The sequence below is a fragment of the Legionella sp. JM-2024 genome, from assembly GCF_055389095.1.
Genome location: NZ_AP039388.1, coordinates 2,964,179 through 2,980,169, shown reverse-complemented (window position 1 = coordinate 2,980,169; position 15,991 = coordinate 2,964,179). Strand labels below are relative to the sequence as shown.

The following is a 15,991-nucleotide window of genomic DNA, read 5'->3' as shown; positions in this document are numbered from 1 at the left end:
GGTCTGTTGACAATTCGAGCTGGAACCTACGTCCCGTGCCTTGTGCGTGTGATACATGGATGCCGTGGATAAAAACTATAGCACGTCGGCATTGTAGATTGAATTGCCACGTTAATTAGGTCAGCAATGGCATAATTTAATGTAAGAGATAAAAAATAATCCTAACAAGGATGGAAAAACATGAAGCAGAAAAGCTCTCATCTCCTGGAATATTGAAAAAGGATAATTCTCGAAGAGCATTGCATTGTTTTGATAATATACGTAAAAACAATCAGATGATTGGACGGTTATGGGATTAGCTATTCTGGTAATAAGTTTCTTTCCATGGCTATATGCGGTATACCATCTTCTTCATAGATTTCACCATAGGTCTTAAATCCAAATCCTTCATAGAATTTTTTTAAATAATTCTGTGCTGAGCATTTAATGCGGACTCCAGGGTAGTTACTGTCGCAATGAATTAATAATTCTCGGATTAATTCTTTGCCATACCCCTTGGAGCGAGCTGATTTGGCGGTGACTACACGGCCAAAAGCAATATAATTTTCAATCTCAGTAGGAAGAAATAAGCGTAGGTATGCCACTAGCGAATTTTTCTCCAGGCCTAACAAGTGCATTGAAAAAAAATCTTTACCATCTGGATCAAGATAGGGGCAGTGTTGCTCTACTACAAAAATTTCTGCTCGTAATGCCAGAACTTCATAGAGTTGCTTGACCGTCAAGTCAGAAAATTTATACCAATAAAAATGAATCATGAAAGACCAACCTGGTTAGAGCAATGACTGCATTATGCTGAAGTTATGCTTCGAAAATCAAGTATGGTAATTAACACAGATTCATATATTATGAGCAAGATTTTTTAACAGGGAGTTAATATGTCGTTTAGTAATTTTTTAAAAACATTCAATGAATTTTTATTAGATCAATGTGGTACTACTTATGCAGCTTTTGATCATTTATTAAAAGGAGAGAAGAAGCCACTCCGATCAGTCTTTTTTGCTCCTTATCAATCCACTACTAATTTTTTACATAGAGCGAGTCATGTCATTGCTGCCCCAATCAGTCTTTCAATCATTGCTCTGGAGCTGGCTAGCACATCTCTTTATCTAAGCTTAAAGTCACTGAGCAGTTTAGTATATTCTGATAAAAAAGCAGCAAAAATTCATATAATAGACAGTGTGATACATTTCGCTTTCTCGCTTATTGCTGCGATTGGTATCATTGTAAGTCCTTTTGTTAATTGTATTGATTTAGTTGGCAGTGGAATATCGACTGTAAGAAGAAAAAATGAGGCTGAAGAACAGATGCGGCCATCTGTTCTATAGTTCTTTTTCCAGCTTATGATTTCGGAATAACCTACGTTTATATTTAGGTTGCTAATCAGAGTTTTGCTATGGTTAAACCGCAGCAGGACTCAGTTACCGAATTAAGGTGGTCAATTCCTGTTGCAGCACTTCGAGTTAGCAAGTACAGTGGATTAAAAATAAGGGACATGAGAGTTGACAGTAAGGCGATGCCTGCCATACCTGTAGCTACTACGGCCCCTGCAGCAGTCCCTTTAAACGAAGCGACGGTTTGTTCTTTTAAATCAGATTTTGGTACAAATATCGCTAAAAATAATGCAAAAGGCGACAGGACTATCGCTGCTAACAAGTGGATTATCGCTTTTAATAAAAAACCTGCAGTGTGAATACCAAGCCAAAGAGGTTTTTCAATGGGCCGAACTGCTAATGTAGCAAATGAATCGATTGAATGGATTGGTCTGAAATAATCTTTTTGTGGTACTGGTACCGCATCAGAGTATTTTTCTCGAATAGGTCGGTAATACTGCCAATCATCACTCACATGAGAAAAAAAAGATTTTTGATAAGGCACAGCTGGCTCCTTGTTATTGAATTGGTGAATATTAAAAAAACTGGCAGTGTTTGTAAATAATAAACAGTAACCATGGACTGTTGATTTCCCACTCGATCAATCGGAATCTCTGTATACGACAGTTTTTTTGTCATGTATAGAGAATCGGAATTAAAAAAGATGGAAAAAACTTAACTTTTAGGGTATAGAGAGTCTTTGCTTTAAGCTGCTAGCCCCTCTAACAATAAAATCAACAAAAAACCGATGAAAAAACATAAAGTAATCCATGGAGTTTCACGGACTTCATGTGCTTCGAGTAATAATTCCTCGGTAACCAGATAAAGTAAGGCAGCAACACCAAAAGATAAAATCGCATTTGTAATAGATTGTGGCAAATGAATTAATAAACTGGCACCCAGGCCAGCTCCCAAAGGAATCAATATCGCCAAAATGAAACTGGTTAATAAACGAATGGGAGTACTTACTTGCCTCGCTCCTAAGGTGGAAGTGGTTGATAATCCTAAAAAGAAGATTTCAATCGCAAGAGCTATGGCAATAAGAATTCCTCCTTGCTCACCAGCCAAAAAAGCGACTCCAATTAAAACTCCATCAATCAACAAATCGATTCCAACTGCAATTAATAATCCCCATGATATGCCAGTTTTTTTGTGTTCAAGCTCTTCCAGTTGGCTGGTCAACCATTTTAAGAATAGCATCCCAAGAACACCTAATGAAAAACCGATAAGAAGAGCAATGGGGTCATGGTAAGCGCCAATTTTTGGCAATAGTTCTTTGGCTACGGCTGCAAAAACAACGCCAGCTGCAAAATGTTGAGTAGCACTGGTGACTTGGCCGCTTGGTCGATAAATGCTCGCAATACCACCACCTATTAACATTAATACAGCAGGCATTAAAGAATATAGAGTTATAAATAAAATAGATGGCGTCATAAGGGATCTTATTAAGGGAATAGTGACAGAATAATCAAACAATTAGGTTGATTCAAGTCTGGCAAACGTGATTAAGAGTTTATTATTGCACCATAAATTGCCATAGTTTGTTTTGTCACATAAGCCCATAAACGGTCGCCATAGGAAAAATGCCACCATTCTCTCGGGTAATTAACAAAACCATGCTTGCTCATTATTGTAAGCAATACAATACGATTTTGCATAGCTTCTATGGAAAGAAGTTTGGAATAGGTTTCACATAAATCCGGATCTACGATGAGCCAGTCTTTTACAGCCATTCCAAGATCTACAAGATTACCTTTGTTATCAATGAGTTCAAGATCTACTGCAGCGCCGGTACTATGTGGAGGCACATTGGCTGTACCATCTAAATGAATTACTGGAGAAATTAAGCGACAAGCTTCATTAAACAAATCTTCATAAGAATCATAGTTCTTTTTTTGACGTAAATTGTCACACTGTTGATTAAATAGAATTTCCTGAACAGGAAGACTTCTAAGTCCTTCATATATTCTGAAACGCCAACCATTAGGTAAATCATCTTGCGCCAAACATAATTTTTGATAGACGGTTTTGCGTATTTTGGTATAGTCATTTGCCGTTAAAGGTGTATCTGGAGGAGTACCATAAACGATGATATTTTGATTTTTAAGATCGATCAGCCCTTCACCGCATTCGTTGATAGGGATAGCAATTATTTTGTCATCAGCAATATGTTGTATAGTTTCCATGGACTTCTTCGCAGAGCTATAAAAATTTTGTTACATTGATTCGATAAGTTATTTTACACAATAATATTATAATTTCGACAAAAAATAGTATTGATGATCATATTATTTAATGTTTTAGGTATCCCTGAATAGGATAATTTTGTGGGGGGGAGCCTAAGCTTTGAAAGGAAAAAATTTATTTAATCAAGTATAAACTTGATTTAGCGCAAGAGATTTTTTTCCTTTTCGATAGGGCGTGAGTGGCGACTTTGTTCTTTGATTTCATCAGTTTCAGTACTTAGTTCTCCCTCAGCATGAGTTGCAAACTTACTTGACTCACGAGCAGCTTCTTCTTTTTTAGCTTTGGCCTTATGCTGCAGCAAGCGCACAGGAATGTCTTCAGGGAAACTGATTTCCATTCCTTTTCCAGGCCAGGAAATCTCGATTCCTGCATCTTGAAGAGCGCCCTTTACAAGACGAATAACCGAGGATCTTACTTTCCGCCAATGATATTTACTCCCATCCATCCAAAAGTAAACTCGCATATTAACAATACCAGCATTCAAGTTCTCTACTAACACCCAAGGCTCAGGGTCTTTTAATACTGCCGGGTGTTTCTCAAGCAATTTTAGGGCAATTTCCTGTGCTTTGGAAATAGCATCTTCATAAGTAATACCAATTATAAAATCTTCACGGCGATTAGGGTTACTTGAAAAGTTACGAATGTTGCTCTTATAGACTGTTGAGTTGGGTATTTGTATTTGATGTCCTTCTTGTGTCATTAACAAGGTGGCTCGAATGGTTAATCCTTCTACATATCCAGTAATACCTTTTCCATCGAGATCACTGATTTGAACCAAGTCATTTTTATTAAAAGGTTTTTGCATGCTTAATAAGATGCTTGCCAAAAGATTTTCTGTGATATCACGTAAACTGATTCCCAAAATAATACCTAATACACCAGTACCACCAAGAACTGTGAGAGCAAAAGTTGTTAATCCTAAAACCTGCAAAATGATATATGCCCCAAAAAGAAAGCAAAGCAAGGCTGCTCCACGAGAAATGACATCGGTAAGAAGTGGATGAATTTTACGATATTTCAATGACTTACGTGTGGAAAGTGAGGCGAAACGAGCTGCTAACCATGAAATTAAAAGAACAATTAATGCAAAAACAAAAAAAGGCAAGCCACGTAACATACGTTGCCATTGCTCCAGTAGCCCTGTAGTTATTTGTTGGAAAGACCAGAAAGTGGCATTAGCTACTTCAATTTGATTCACCACCGCGACAACATTTTGTGTATGGCTGGCCAGATTTTCTGCCCATTTTTTATATTCCAGATTTTTTGTTTTTCCTTTGAGGAAAACTACACCATTTTTTACCTGTACTTCGGGCGCTATGAACCAAGGGGTTGTTGTTAAAATTTCTTCAATACGTTTACGAATCTCATTATCCTGGACTTCAGGGTTTACTTCTATTTTATCGGCAGGATCAGGTATGGTTTTGCTCGGGGCAGTTTTGTAATCATCGGATTTAGAGTTCTCTTGTCCGAAGACTGCAGTACAATAAAAAGCAGGCATGGAAAAAATAAGAATGAAAAGCCACGCGGTAAACCATGTATGGAATAACTTCCCTTTAATCATATTATTTATTTCCCTAAATTCTTTTATTTCCTTGCTTTTTTAAAGTAACAAGTAAAATATTAGTACACATTGACTATTTTTTCTAATTACATAGCAGAAAAGGGTAACATCGGAAAGGATAAATTTTTATTTATTTAACAATTTTTAGTTGCGGTAATAACCCGTATTAGCAACACTCTAATACGGGTATTTTAAAGAGATATAACTTTTAATTTTAGTTAAATTGTAATGAATTTTTTTCAGATGAATTGAGTATTAGAAGATTAATTGCGTTACGCAGTTCTTCGGAAACATTCTTTGAAAAAACAGGGATCACTTTGTCATTCGCTCTATCCAAAGCCAGTTGAATGTGTTGTGTTGAACCATAAATAGTTTTGTGGTACAGGTGATTTTCGTATTTTTCAAGTTCCCCTTTTCCTCTACCCTCTCCTACATAAGTAAAGCCTGCTTTTTTTATTAATGTTTCAATTTCAGTTATCATAATAAAACCTATCAAATAAATTGAGGAGCAGAGTATACAGATAAAAACCCTTAAGATCAATTAACGACCATGTTATTGTTTATTAATCCATGTTGTCTCATGATTTTTCATTTGGTTTTTGAGGAACAGGATATCCCACAAAATTTACAATCTTCCATTGATTATGCGAGTCTTTTAAAAAAACATCCAAGCCTTCATCCTGGATTTCGGATATTAGTTTTTCATGCTCATATACTTGCAAATACCAGGTAATCCTTGCTGCAGCAAGGTTGCCTGAGCGATATACCTGGTTTAACTTAAAATGATATTGGTAACTCTTCTCCGGCTCTCGAAATATTTTTTTAAACCCTTCACAAATCGACGTGTAATTTTTTTGTGGGGCAGCCTGATAATTAGCAATTAATGATTTTGAAAATAAAGCACAGGTTGGAGCTAATTTTTTTTGATTAAAAGCCACCGTCCAATCAGTAAATATTTTTTCAAATAAAGCAAAATCATTATTTTCATTGGCTGCATATAGATTGGAAAAGCCAGAAAAGACTATCAAGAGAAACAATAGAGAGCTAATAAAACGATTCATATTTATCCAGGAAATTTAAGGAAAAAATTAACTTAGCAAATCCCTCCAAATAATGACAGCAAAATCATAATGCTGCCTTTGATTTTTATGTTTATAAATTAGACACTAAATTCATTGTAAGAACAGTATGAAAGATTTAAGATCATAAAATGTTCTGCTAATTTTCGTTTTGTATTTTTTAGGCGCTTATTATTATTTAGGGAGGCTCAATATGGGGTTATCCGCTCTACAAAAAACTGCCATAAGATCTTACTTTGAATCTAATTATAATATGTTTTTTGGGATTCCTACTGAACGAAAAGAAGGAGATTTAACACCCAATGAACATGTGATGGTATTGCAACACCTGCAACTACACTTATTGAAGCTTCCTATTGAACCTTTGGATGAGGAATTATTGGAGAAACAAATTAATGGTGACGACACGGTGGCAGATTTATTAAAAGATTTTCTAGAGGACAGTCTTTCACCAATGAAACCAGATTCTTATTTAAATCATCAAGGTAACTTTAAGAATATAGGTAATGAAGAAGATCCAGCGACACTTGAAGAAATTACCCAACATTTAATAGAAGTAATAGAAATTATTTCACAACAAATGGAGCATGGCTATTTAAAGAAAGAGAGTGATTCCAGGAGAGAAACCAGCGATTCCTCTGTATCTAAAATCATAAAGTGGGGTATCTTTGGTGGTGTCGTCTTAGGCATGACTTACGTTGCTGCTAAATTGTCTGAAAAAAATAATTCGAATACTTTGTGAAATAGTAGATATTGAGTTATGGGTGTAAGCGCCCTGGGCCTTTTGATCTCCGATAACACCTGTCTCAGACAATCAAACAGACACTCAAACAGTACTATGATTAAAGTCGATGTCTATTGCCGTACAACTGGTATTATGAATTAAGTTTCAGCCAGGCAGAAAAAGAATTATTCTGTGAAGTGATATCCATAGTGAAGGAGGTCGGAGATGACAGGATACTTCGTTAAAGTTTTACTTTTGCTTATTGGGTTAATGAATAATGCTTTGGCTCTGCCTTGGTTTCATCCCAATAATGATTTGAGAAACAACTCCAAGTTGCAATTCAAGGCTCGTGATGAAATCACGGAAAGCCAGATCAATTTTTCTGGCCAATGGGTTGGGCGATGTGACAATAGTCCAGCTTTGGATCTGACAATAAAGCATACAAAAGATCAAATCTCTATTTCATATGGATTTATGGAAGAAAGATATGTCTTGGGTGAAGTCAGATCAGCAACATCATCTCGCCTGGCCATATCTGAAAACAGCAATACTACTGTTGGATGGAATACAGATAACACAGCATTAATTTTTATTCATCATAATTTATTTAGCAATGAGAATGGCGGGTTGAATGTGTTTTTTAGTAAAGTGTCCATGTCATTGCAGGAAGAGCAGTTAGTGGTAAAAGGACAGCATTTTTACACAGGTAGCAATGTAGATGATTTTAAACAGGAAACAATATCCTGCGTTTACGATCCTAAATGATGACATATAGTAGACCTCTTGCAAAAGCCGGCTATTTTGCTTTAGTGCGAGGCGTAAAAGTTTCCTGGAGCGGAGTTTACATAGAGTAAAGGAGCACACAGAAACCTTTACAGCGCAGCAATTAAATAAGAGACGCGAGCTATGCAAAAGGTCTGGTAAAGAGCCCGTATTAATTACACCTAATTTTAATACGGGAAACTAAAGAGCAGCTCAACATAGAGTTATAGTTCAATTTAATAATTGACCCTTTTGTATTTTGATTTCTATTGATTTAAGGGATAATTTAACATCCAATGTATGCTAAATTTATCTATTAGCATGCCAAAATGTGCACCCCAAAATGTATCGGAAAGCGGTTGTACTATTGTTCCGTCCTGACTAAGTTTTTTAAAGAGAGTTTCAATTTCTGACTTCGTACTGCAATCAATATTGAGATGCACATTGTTACCTGGTTTTGCTTCACTGCCAGGCCAATCAGATGCCATCAGAGTGAACGTATCTTTTCTTAAACAAGCGTGCATGATTTCATTTTTATCTGCTTTTTTATCACAAGCCCCTTCGGGAGAGTCGCCATACGTCATCAGCTCTAATTCTCCTGCAAAACAATGTTGATAAAATGTCATGGCTTCACGGCAAGTGCCATTGAAAAAAAGATAAGGAATCAGGGGTTTCATAGGTTCTCCTTGATGTATTGATTATTAGACCTCTTGCATAACCTGCCTCCTTTATTTTATTGCTGCGTTGTAAAGGTTTCTGTGGTGCTCATTTACTCCATGTAAACTCCGCTCTTCGAAACCTTTACGCCTTGCACTAAAGCAAAATAGCCAGGTTATGCAAGAGGTCTATTGTTCGGCTGCAGTTTTCAGCTTTGCTATATCTAGCTTTTTCATTTGTAGAAGGGCTTTCATTACCTTTTCTGTTTTTTGAGAATCATTCAACAATTCGGGCAAGATATTAGGAACTACTTGCCAGGATAATCCAAATTTGTCTTTGAGCCAGCCACAGGGGCCTTCTTCGCCATCGGCAGAGAGTTTTTGCCAGAAATAATCCAACTCTTCCTGGGTTTCACAATTGATTATCAGTGAGATGGATTCATTAAATTTGAACTCAGGACCTCCGTTGAGTGCCAAGTATTTTTGTCCATTCAGACTAAAACTCACTGTCATGATAGTCCCGGCTGTTTTTTTATGAATTTCAAACCCCTCTTTTCCATAATAAGTAATTTGTTCGATATTTCCATTTTTGAAAACCGAGATATAAAACTTCACTGCTTCTTCGGCTTGATTGTCGAACCAGAGGCAAGGAGTAATTTTTTGCATAGTGTTTTATCCTTCATGACTATTGAGAAGTTAATCTACTCTCTCTATATTACAACATCTATGTGGTAAAAGAATGTCAGATTTCATTTCGGTTATGTGGTTCATCTAAATTTAATTTTGGGCCTTTTGGAACAATTCCTGTTGGATTAATTGTTAAATGACTACCATAATAGTGTTGTTTGATATGATCAAAATTCACGGTTTCTTTTATACCAGGATATTGATAAAGTTCCCGTAAATAATTGGATAAATGTGAATAGTCAATAATCCTCTGTAAGTTACATTTAAAATGTCCGTAATACACCACATCAAATCGAATGAGGGTTGTAAACAAACGCCAATCAGCCTCCGTGAGTTGAGATCCAATCAAATACCGCTGTTTAGCTAATATTTCTTCTATTTGATTTAAGGCATTGAATAAGGCATCAAATGCTTCTTCATAGGCTTTTTGAGTTTTGGCAAATCCACATCTGTAAACACCGTTGTTGATATTTTCATAGACGAATTGATTTATCTCATCGATATTTTTGCGCTGATGTTCTGGATAATAATCATACTTTGTAGAACTGAATGCATTAAATTCACTATTCAGGATGCGCATGATTTCTGATGATTCATTATTGACTATAGTTTTCTTTTCTTTGTCCCATAAAACGGGAACTGTCACTCTACCTGAATAGTTTTTTTTAGCAGCTAGGTATAATTCCTTGAGATAATGTATATCATTTACTTCGTCTCTTGTTTCTTTGCCTGATTCACCATAACTCCAACCATTTTTTCCCATTAATGGATCTGTAAAGGAAACAGAAATAATTTTTTCTAATCCTTTCAGTTTTCTCATGATTAATGTTCGACAAGCCCAGGGACAAGCATAAGATACGTATAAATGATATCGATGGGGTTCTGCTTTAAATCCGCTCTCGCCGTTAGAAGAGACGTACTGACGAAAATCTGATTCAGGGCGGAGGAAGCGACCCTCTTTATCTGTGTTTAGATTATTTTCATCATGCCAGATTCCATCAATTAATATTCCCATTAGAATCCCTTATGTTAATGGCTTATTAACAGACATCTTTCGAAACTCTACTGCCGTGGAGAATTGCTTCGTCGATACGGTGCGTAAACTGCAGTTCTGCGCTCCGTTTCTCCTCGTATTTCTTTCACGGTAGCGAGTTTCGAAAGATGTCTAATGTTTTTATTGCATACTACTAAATATTTATTTGCAAGAATATGCCTTGTTAAATAAATATTTTTTAATGCATAATCATTGGTTAACAGATTAATTTATTTGTCATAAATAAGCTTAAGGAAACAATTTATGTTCAGGATAGCAGTAATTGTAGGAAGTCTTCGTAAAGAGTCCTTTAACCGCAAGTTAGCGTCTGCTTTAGAGAAGCTCCAGCATCCTGCATTCCAGCTTTCCCAAATTAAAATTGATGATATTCCTCTTTATAACCAGGATCTTGATAATAATTTGCCGAAATCAGTCATTAGGTTAAAAAACGAAATTGCCGAAGCAGATGCGGTACTCTTTGTGACACCAGAATATAACCGATCCATTCCTGGCGTATTGAAAAATATTATAGATTGGGGAACCAGGCCTTATGGAAAAAATGTATGGTCAAAAAAACCAATGGCTGCTATTGGGACAAGTCCAGGGGCTATTGGAACCGCTGTTGCTCAATCTCATTTACGCAGCATAATGGTGGCAATAGATGGAATGTATTTTGGACAACCGGAAATTTACCTGGTTTATAAAGAAGGGTTAATTGATGACAATTTTTCCATTACCGTAGAGTCCACGCGAAATGTATTACAAGGATTCCTGGATCGTTTTGCTAAAGAAATTCAGAATTATAAATCGGTATAATTGATCTCTTGCGAGACTGAATTTTAAAAATTATTTTAATGACATATTCTGTTCGTCAGTTTCTTTTTTAGCTAAACCGCCATCCTTACCCACTTCATAATTTTCCTTGTTTTTAAGATAATCTGTAACTTCCGCATGAGTACCATGAACGAATGTGCCTTTGCCATCAGAATATACGCGATGATCTATTCCTTTGTTGTACATATCAAAAGCACGTCCTTTATTAACAGCTTGATCTTTAAAAAATTCAACAGCTTCTTCCTTGCTATTAAAGGTTAGTGCAAATCCATCTTTTTGTTGTATAGGTTCTTTACCATATTGCTCTTTATAATCTTTTATAAGCTCAATGAGATCTGGTTTAGCACCTTCTGAAAAAACATAATTGAGTTCTCCTTCGTCTTTTAAAGTTTCAGGATTAGCAATGACGTTGTTTCGTAATAAGTTGAAAAGACGATCGTATTCATCCTGTTCGGCTTGTTGCCGTTCTTTTTGATGATGTAATTCCTTAAAACGTTTGATATTTGCTTGTTGTACTTTATTTTCTTCGGTTTCCATATTACCACCTAATGAATACATGAATAAGATAATATATATGCATATTGTATATTATTTTTCTATTTTTTGTTTTGGGAGAATTTTTCTTTACACTTATTTATCATTCCTTGGTTTGTTGAAATAAGAGTTGATTATTGATAAAAGCAAGAATATTTTTATTGGTTATTTTGTAATGTATGGTATAAATCTGCTACTATTAAAATCCATTTGTATTTTTTTTATCTTAAAAGCATTTAAATCAGGTCGTTATTAATTGAACCCAATACGCTGGACAGAAAGACAATCTCTTTTCCGTTTATTTCCACTCATTATCAGCATTTCCTTTGCTATGGATGTTTTTGTTCCGGCAATTCCTGAAATGTGTCGTTTTTTTAAAACCGACGGCACAACGATGCAGGCAAGTCTCTATGTATTTATGCTTTCTGTCGCTTTAGGACAATTATTGGTTGGTCCGTTGGCTGATCGTTTTGGACGCAGGCGGATGGCCCTGTGTACTGCGTTTCTTTTTTTGGCAGGGTCATTACTTGCAGCACTGGCACCATCAGTACCGGCTTTCATCGTAGCTCGAATAATTCAGGCGTCTGGAGCTTGTGGAACTTATTTGCTGTGTTTTATTATAGTGAGGGATAATTTTTCAACGAATGCGTGTGCTCGTCTATTTAGTATCCTGTCCGGAACTAATTCAATGGTTGCCAGCACTGCTCCAGTGATAGGAGGATTGTTACTCGATTGGACTCAGGATTGGCATAGCGGGTTTTATTTTTTAACCTTGCTTGGATTTTTGATGAGCATGGTGGCCTTTCGTTATATCCCTGACTACAATTACTCCAAACCAGATCCATCTCAGTTTAGAATATATAAGGCGATGAAGGGGATGATGGATAACTCTGATTTTCGCCAATATACTCTGATTGCGTCTGCCAGTTTGCTTGGTTTGTATTTATTTTGCGCCTTATCTCCAGGTATTCTGATCACACAACTGCATCTTAGTGCAACTGAATATGGTTTCTGGTTTGGCTTGAATGCGATGACCGTATTCATCGCCAATATGATTGCTGCACGCCTTACTTATTCTCACCCTCTGGAAAGGATAGTACGTTGTGGGTTGGTTTTGATGATACTGTCATGCTTTTTCATGATTGTTCTTAATATTCATCAATGCAGTATTTTAAGTTTTATGTTCCCCATGCTTTGTTTGACTATAGGTATTGGTATTAGTATGGGTACAGCAACAGCACTTGCTTTAAAAGACTTTGAACAGCAAGCAGGTGTTGCTACTGCTTTATTAGGCGCTTGTCAGTTTGGTCTCGCGGGCTTAATTGGAATTCTGATAGCTCAATGGATGCCGGGACCATTGATCTTGGCTATCCCGGTACTTTGTTTCAGTGCATTGGGATTTGTTAGACTTACCAAATTGGGTTTTAAGCTGCTTGGCAATTCTTAATTGGTTAAAAGAGTTGCTTTCGCATCTCCCCACAAAATATTTTAGGTGAACGCAAATAGCCTTGGATCGGTTATTTAAATGGACTCTCTTTTTAATTTGTTTTATATTGCTCAACCAAATTTTCAAATTTGATATTTAGGCATCAATGTGTTTTTGAAAGTCGAATATGCAAAAATTATATCTCGAACAATTGCCCTTATCTTCCTATAAAAACCTGGATATACCTATTTTTATAAAGAATAAAAACAGCCAATATCTTTGGGCCAATGATTTTTTTATAAAAAAATCATTGGGTTATCAAAATGTAGCTCAAATTTATAAAAAAGAAGATCATGAATTTTCATGGTTTCATTATGCTGATGAACTCATATCAAATGACAAGTTTTTGTTTCAATCAGAAGAAACTATTAGTGTTACAGAACATATTATGAGATATGACGGTACCTATATCAACGCACTCAGTCGGAAATCACCATTATACGATGCCAACCAAAAGGTAATAGGTCTTATCGGATTTAGCATTGGAATTCAAAAATCATCTGAAATTAATTCTCTGAGTAAACGTGAATATGATGCACTTTTATTAATCTCTGCGGGGTTAACTGATAAGGAAATTGCTAAAAAATGGAATGTTTCTCCTAGAACAGTAGAGTCCTATATTAACAATGCGAAACAGAAAATTAAGGTGAGAAATCGAGCTGAATTGATAGCAAAATTTAATCGGAGTTACCCGTGATTTCACGGAGATACAATAAATATTATATGTAATAAAGTAGTTTAACCAAAAAGATTATTTTTGGTGTTTTTGAACATTATTTAAGTTTCAGGAGTTATTAATGAAAATAAAATTGCTGTCTAGCGCTATTTTTGTAGCCTCTACGTTGATTAGTTTACCTAATTACGCCCAACAAGATGCTTTAACCTTTAAAAATACTCGTGGTTCAGTTTTAGAACTGAAAACTCTATCAGATAATAGAGTTGAAGGATATTTTACCACTGCAGTCGCTTCTAAAACTTGCCCACAGGCAATTGGTAAAAAAAGACCAATTACTGGATATGCTGTAGGTAACACCATAACATTTAGTGTTGTTTACCCTATGTGTGGCTCAGTATTGAGTTTTAATGGTAATTTCACAAAAAAAGGAAACGTGATTGATACCATTTCTATCTTGACCCATCAAGCTCAAGATATCACCCATGAAGGACCTGGTGCTCGATTCATTGGTCATGATCGCTTTAAAAAAATAGCAGCATCAAATTAGTAATGTTGATTGAGACAGGACTTACGAAAAATTTCACGCTCGAGGCAAAAAAATTTTTTAACGAAGAGATGGGAGTTTTTCGTAAGTCCTGTTAAAAATCAAAAGAAGCCTCCATTTTATATGGGTTTCAAGAAATCAAAAAATGAAATGCTTTTTAGTAAACTAGTGTACATCTCGTTTTTCAAAACCAACCAAACGGACAATAAAAATTAAATAGTAACTTCCAGTATATTTTGTCTCTTTATAAGTAAAAATAACCAGTTATATTTTGTATTGCCATCTTGGAGCAATCGATTTAATCGTGCTTTTGATTTAGTCCAGAAAGAGTTTTTTTTCATGAACCTGGAGTTATGTCATGCAAGTTATTACCGTACAGTAAGACAGCGATACTGGCAAGCCACAGGTAAAATCCGATTAACAACTTTTCTACAAGGATGAAAGGAGAAAATAAGGCAAGAATAAAAGCGATTGACCCCAAACGATAGGAGGTTTTGGAACCATACGTAATTAAAGCAAACACATAGAATGGATTTGCTAGCCAAGCAGGTTGCCATGCTATCAGACCTAACCATCCAGTTATTAATATTTCAAAGCCATAATTGGTTTGATGTATACCTCGTTCAAAATCGGGTATAATTGCAGCAGGCAAGCTTAATGCAATGATATAAAGGATTATTGATAAAAAAATACATAGTGTTTTTAGCGTGTTTCGAGTCATTGATTACCTACTTTCTCCAATAGCTAACATAATTACTCAGTTAATTCGAGAATGTCATTGAGTAACTTAATACGATCCTGGATCAAGAGAAATTGCCAGCTTTCTGCGCTAATTTTGGGACATTTTACTCGACCAAGTTGAACCCAGGCCTCTTTATATTTAATCCAGGCTAACTCAGTTTTTTTAATACCTTCTTTTGTTATCGTGGTGTATTGAAGGGAAGAAATATCAGACATCACTTTTTTATAGAGATTATTTAATTGATGGTCAGATTCTTCATATTGCTTTGTGGTTACTGGAGGTATAGCACATTGATTTGTTTTTTCTAGCAATTCAAAAAAACGTTGATTCAGACTTAATTCCGCATTTACGGCAAATGCTGTTCTGGCTGTCCCGGACAAATCAATTTCATACATGGAATGATCATGGATATACGTTTGAGCAGTTTTATTAACTTGTTGATATAGTATTTGTTCTTGTGGGGTCCATTTACTCACTAAAGCATTCATTTTTTTATTGCGTTTCACATCTTGGAAACGTTTATCAAGAGAAGAACACCAACCCATCATATACCCGCTGGTAATGTCATCACAAATATCAAAAGATGCTTTCTTATTATTTTTCTTTATCTGAGCAAGGTGAGCAATTCGACCATCCATTTCAGCAGGAGCTGCATCTTCCATCAGGCAAGCAAAATGCATTGCAAGATCAGGATTAAAAGGAACCCCTTTTCCATTAGCATAAGCCATTACCAAGACATTATAATCATTATTCATTAAGGCGCATCGAAAAGCCTTGGTATAATCTGGGGCTGTATTAAAGCCGTAATATAGATCGATGGAATCACAGTTTTTAAGTGAGGCTTTACTGGCTTCATCCAGCTGATTGTGACTAGGCACTGCCAAATGAGCTGCCGATTGGCAGAGTTCTTTTGTTTGAGGGGAGTAATTCTCCCAATTAATATTGCTTTGTTCTTCACTAGCTTCGGCGTGCGATTTACTGATATCGGTTATAAACAATAAGCCCGATAGCAAAATAAAGACAACAGGATTTACCCACATTTTTTTAATAAACATA

20 protein-coding genes are annotated in these 15,991 nt (G+C 35.9%); 7 read left to right on the top strand and 13 right to left on the bottom strand.

Annotated elements, in window-relative coordinates:
* Positions 1 to 299 precede the first annotated feature (299 nt).
* On the bottom strand, positions 300 to 755 hold the full coding sequence (locus ACZ5EK_RS12965; protein WP_464430078.1) for a GNAT family N-acetyltransferase: 456 nt from the start codon (positions 753 to 755) through the stop codon (positions 300 to 302).
* 120 nt (positions 756 to 875) lie between these two features.
* Between ACZ5EK_RS12965 and ACZ5EK_RS12960 the strand changes: the two genes are divergently transcribed.
* Positions 876 to 1,325, top strand: a complete 450-nt coding sequence (locus tag ACZ5EK_RS12960) for a hypothetical protein (RefSeq protein ID WP_464430076.1) — start codon at positions 876 to 878, stop codon at positions 1,323 to 1,325.
* 55 nt (positions 1,326 to 1,380) lie between these two features.
* On the opposite strand, the gene ACZ5EK_RS12955 is transcribed toward ACZ5EK_RS12960, so the two are convergent.
* The 6 genes from ACZ5EK_RS12955 to ACZ5EK_RS12930 form a co-directional block, all read right to left on the bottom strand.
* Positions 1,381 to 1,875: a hypothetical protein gene (locus ACZ5EK_RS12955; protein ID WP_464430074.1), complete on the bottom strand. Its 495-nt coding sequence runs from the start codon at positions 1,873 to 1,875 to the stop codon at positions 1,381 to 1,383.
* 200 nt (positions 1,876 to 2,075) lie between these two features.
* Positions 2,076 to 2,804 carry a ZIP family metal transporter gene (locus ACZ5EK_RS12950; protein ID WP_464430072.1) on the bottom strand — a complete coding sequence of 243 codons (729 nt, stop codon included), beginning with the start codon at positions 2,802 to 2,804 and terminating at the stop codon, positions 2,076 to 2,078.
* Positions 2,805 to 2,875: 71 nt separating this feature from the next.
* Positions 2,876 to 3,556: a M15 family metallopeptidase gene (locus ACZ5EK_RS12945; protein ID WP_464430070.1), complete on the bottom strand. Its 681-nt coding sequence runs from the start codon at positions 3,554 to 3,556 to the stop codon at positions 2,876 to 2,878.
* Between the two features lie 200 nt (positions 3,557 to 3,756).
* Positions 3,757 to 5,178 carry a mechanosensitive ion channel domain-containing protein gene (locus ACZ5EK_RS12940; RefSeq protein WP_464430069.1) on the bottom strand — a complete coding sequence of 474 codons (1,422 nt, stop codon included), beginning with the start codon at positions 5,176 to 5,178 and terminating at the stop codon, positions 3,757 to 3,759.
* 214 nt (positions 5,179 to 5,392) lie between these two features.
* A complete protein-coding gene (locus ACZ5EK_RS12935; RefSeq protein WP_464430067.1) occupies positions 5,393 to 5,659 on the bottom strand; it encodes a hypothetical protein in 267 nt (88 codons plus the stop codon).
* Positions 5,660 to 5,756: 97 nt separating this feature from the next.
* Positions 5,757 to 6,239 carry a Cif family virulence factor gene (locus ACZ5EK_RS12930; protein ID WP_464430066.1) on the bottom strand — a complete coding sequence of 161 codons (483 nt, stop codon included), beginning with the start codon at positions 6,237 to 6,239 and terminating at the stop codon, positions 5,757 to 5,759.
* Between the two features lie 211 nt (positions 6,240 to 6,450).
* Here ACZ5EK_RS12930 and ACZ5EK_RS12925 point away from each other — a divergent pair, with 211 nt between their 5' ends.
* On the top strand, positions 6,451 to 6,999 hold the full coding sequence (locus ACZ5EK_RS12925; protein WP_464430064.1) for a p24 family protein: 549 nt from the start codon (positions 6,451 to 6,453) through the stop codon (positions 6,997 to 6,999).
* Positions 7,000 to 7,206: 207 nt separating this feature from the next.
* Positions 7,207 to 7,746 carry a lpg2443 family Dot/Icm T4SS effector gene (locus ACZ5EK_RS12920; RefSeq protein ID WP_464430063.1) on the top strand — a complete coding sequence of 180 codons (540 nt, stop codon included), beginning with the start codon at positions 7,207 to 7,209 and terminating at the stop codon, positions 7,744 to 7,746.
* A 263-nt stretch (positions 7,747 to 8,009) separates the two neighbouring features.
* On the opposite strand, the gene ACZ5EK_RS12915 is transcribed toward ACZ5EK_RS12920, so the two are convergent.
* The 3 genes from ACZ5EK_RS12915 to ACZ5EK_RS12905 form a co-directional block, all read right to left on the bottom strand.
* Entirely contained in the window at positions 8,010 to 8,420 is a 411-nt protein-coding gene (locus ACZ5EK_RS12915) for a VOC family protein (protein ID WP_464430062.1), read from the bottom strand.
* 168 nt (positions 8,421 to 8,588) lie between these two features.
* Positions 8,589 to 9,065 carry a VOC family protein gene (locus tag ACZ5EK_RS12910; RefSeq protein ID WP_464430061.1) on the bottom strand — a complete coding sequence of 159 codons (477 nt, stop codon included), beginning with the start codon at positions 9,063 to 9,065 and terminating at the stop codon, positions 8,589 to 8,591.
* Between the two features lie 76 nt (positions 9,066 to 9,141).
* On the bottom strand, positions 9,142 to 10,101 hold the full coding sequence (locus tag ACZ5EK_RS12905) for a glutathione S-transferase family protein (RefSeq protein ID WP_464430060.1): 960 nt from the start codon (positions 10,099 to 10,101) through the stop codon (positions 9,142 to 9,144).
* Between the two features lie 282 nt (positions 10,102 to 10,383).
* Here ACZ5EK_RS12905 and ACZ5EK_RS12900 point away from each other — a divergent pair, with 282 nt between their 5' ends.
* Entirely contained in the window at positions 10,384 to 10,935 is a 552-nt protein-coding gene (locus ACZ5EK_RS12900) for an NADPH-dependent FMN reductase (RefSeq protein WP_464430059.1), read from the top strand.
* A gap of 30 nt (positions 10,936 to 10,965) precedes the next feature.
* Here ACZ5EK_RS12900 and ACZ5EK_RS12895 read toward each other — a convergent pair whose 3' ends face one another.
* Positions 10,966 to 11,490 carry a hypothetical protein gene (locus ACZ5EK_RS12895; protein ID WP_464430057.1) on the bottom strand — a complete coding sequence of 175 codons (525 nt, stop codon included), beginning with the start codon at positions 11,488 to 11,490 and terminating at the stop codon, positions 10,966 to 10,968.
* Positions 11,491 to 11,743: 253 nt separating this feature from the next.
* Between ACZ5EK_RS12895 and ACZ5EK_RS12890 the strand changes: the two genes are divergently transcribed.
* From ACZ5EK_RS12890 to ACZ5EK_RS12880, 3 genes are all read left to right on the top strand, one after another.
* Positions 11,744 to 12,934: a multidrug effflux MFS transporter gene (locus ACZ5EK_RS12890; protein ID WP_464430056.1), complete on the top strand. Its 1,191-nt coding sequence runs from the start codon at positions 11,744 to 11,746 to the stop codon at positions 12,932 to 12,934.
* A 166-nt stretch (positions 12,935 to 13,100) separates the two neighbouring features.
* Entirely contained in the window at positions 13,101 to 13,670 is a 570-nt protein-coding gene (locus ACZ5EK_RS12885; RefSeq protein WP_464430054.1) for a LuxR C-terminal-related transcriptional regulator, read from the top strand.
* Positions 13,671 to 13,770: 100 nt separating this feature from the next.
* Entirely contained in the window at positions 13,771 to 14,196 is a 426-nt protein-coding gene (locus tag ACZ5EK_RS12880) for an avidin/streptavidin family protein (RefSeq protein ID WP_464430052.1), read from the top strand.
* Positions 14,197 to 14,530: 334 nt separating this feature from the next.
* Here the strand turns inward: ACZ5EK_RS12880 and ACZ5EK_RS12875 are convergent, their stop codons facing one another.
* Both ACZ5EK_RS12875 and ACZ5EK_RS12870 read right to left on the bottom strand, forming a co-directional pair.
* Positions 14,531 to 14,914, bottom strand: coding sequence for a hypothetical protein (locus ACZ5EK_RS12875; protein WP_464430051.1), 384 nt, complete (start codon positions 14,912 to 14,914; stop codon positions 14,531 to 14,533).
* A 32-nt stretch (positions 14,915 to 14,946) separates the two neighbouring features.
* Positions 14,947 to 15,990 carry a lysozyme inhibitor LprI family protein gene (locus ACZ5EK_RS12870; RefSeq protein WP_464430050.1) on the bottom strand — a complete coding sequence of 348 codons (1,044 nt, stop codon included), beginning with the start codon at positions 15,988 to 15,990 and terminating at the stop codon, positions 14,947 to 14,949.
* Position 15,991 lies beyond the last annotated feature (1 nt).

Bases quoted from the DNA above. Each gene is read 5' to 3' on its own strand.
- ACZ5EK_RS12965 (WP_464430078.1), bottom strand. From the start codon at position 755: ATGATTCATTTTTATTGGTATAAATTTTCTGACTTGACGGTCAAGCAA.
- ACZ5EK_RS12960 (WP_464430076.1), top strand. From the start codon at position 876: ATGTCGTTTAGTAATTTTTTAAAAACATTCAATGAATTTTTATTAGAT.
- ACZ5EK_RS12950 (WP_464430072.1), bottom strand. From the start codon at position 2,804: ATGACGCCATCTATTTTATTTATAACTCTATATTCTTTAATGCCTGCT.
- ACZ5EK_RS12945 (WP_464430070.1), bottom strand. From the start codon at position 3,556: ATGGAAACTATACAACATATTGCTGATGACAAAATAATTGCTATCCCT.
- ACZ5EK_RS12940 (WP_464430069.1), bottom strand. From the start codon at position 5,178: ATGATTAAAGGGAAGTTATTCCATACATGGTTTACCGCGTGGCTTTTC.
- ACZ5EK_RS12935 (WP_464430067.1), bottom strand. From the start codon at position 5,659: ATGATAACTGAAATTGAAACATTAATAAAAAAAGCAGGCTTTACTTAT.
- ACZ5EK_RS12930 (WP_464430066.1), bottom strand. From the start codon at position 6,239: ATGAATCGTTTTATTAGCTCTCTATTGTTTCTCTTGATAGTCTTTTCT.
- ACZ5EK_RS12925 (WP_464430064.1), top strand. From the start codon at position 6,451: ATGGGGTTATCCGCTCTACAAAAAACTGCCATAAGATCTTACTTTGAA.
- ACZ5EK_RS12920 (WP_464430063.1), top strand. From the start codon at position 7,207: ATGACAGGATACTTCGTTAAAGTTTTACTTTTGCTTATTGGGTTAATG.
- ACZ5EK_RS12915 (WP_464430062.1), bottom strand. From the start codon at position 8,420: ATGAAACCCCTGATTCCTTATCTTTTTTTCAATGGCACTTGCCGTGAA.
- ACZ5EK_RS12910 (WP_464430061.1), bottom strand. From the start codon at position 9,065: ATGCAAAAAATTACTCCTTGCCTCTGGTTCGACAATCAAGCCGAAGAA.
- ACZ5EK_RS12905 (WP_464430060.1), bottom strand. From the start codon at position 10,101: ATGGGAATATTAATTGATGGAATCTGGCATGATGAAAATAATCTAAAC.
- ACZ5EK_RS12900 (WP_464430059.1), top strand. From the start codon at position 10,384: ATGTTCAGGATAGCAGTAATTGTAGGAAGTCTTCGTAAAGAGTCCTTT.
- ACZ5EK_RS12895 (WP_464430057.1), bottom strand. From the start codon at position 11,490: ATGGAAACCGAAGAAAATAAAGTACAACAAGCAAATATCAAACGTTTT.
- ACZ5EK_RS12885 (WP_464430054.1), top strand. From the start codon at position 13,101: ATGCAAAAATTATATCTCGAACAATTGCCCTTATCTTCCTATAAAAAC.
- ACZ5EK_RS12880 (WP_464430052.1), top strand. From the start codon at position 13,771: ATGAAAATAAAATTGCTGTCTAGCGCTATTTTTGTAGCCTCTACGTTG.
- ACZ5EK_RS12875 (WP_464430051.1), bottom strand. From the start codon at position 14,914: ATGACTCGAAACACGCTAAAAACACTATGTATTTTTTTATCAATAATC.
- ACZ5EK_RS12870 (WP_464430050.1), bottom strand. From the start codon at position 15,990: ATGTTTATTAAAAAAATGTGGGTAAATCCTGTTGTCTTTATTTTGCTA.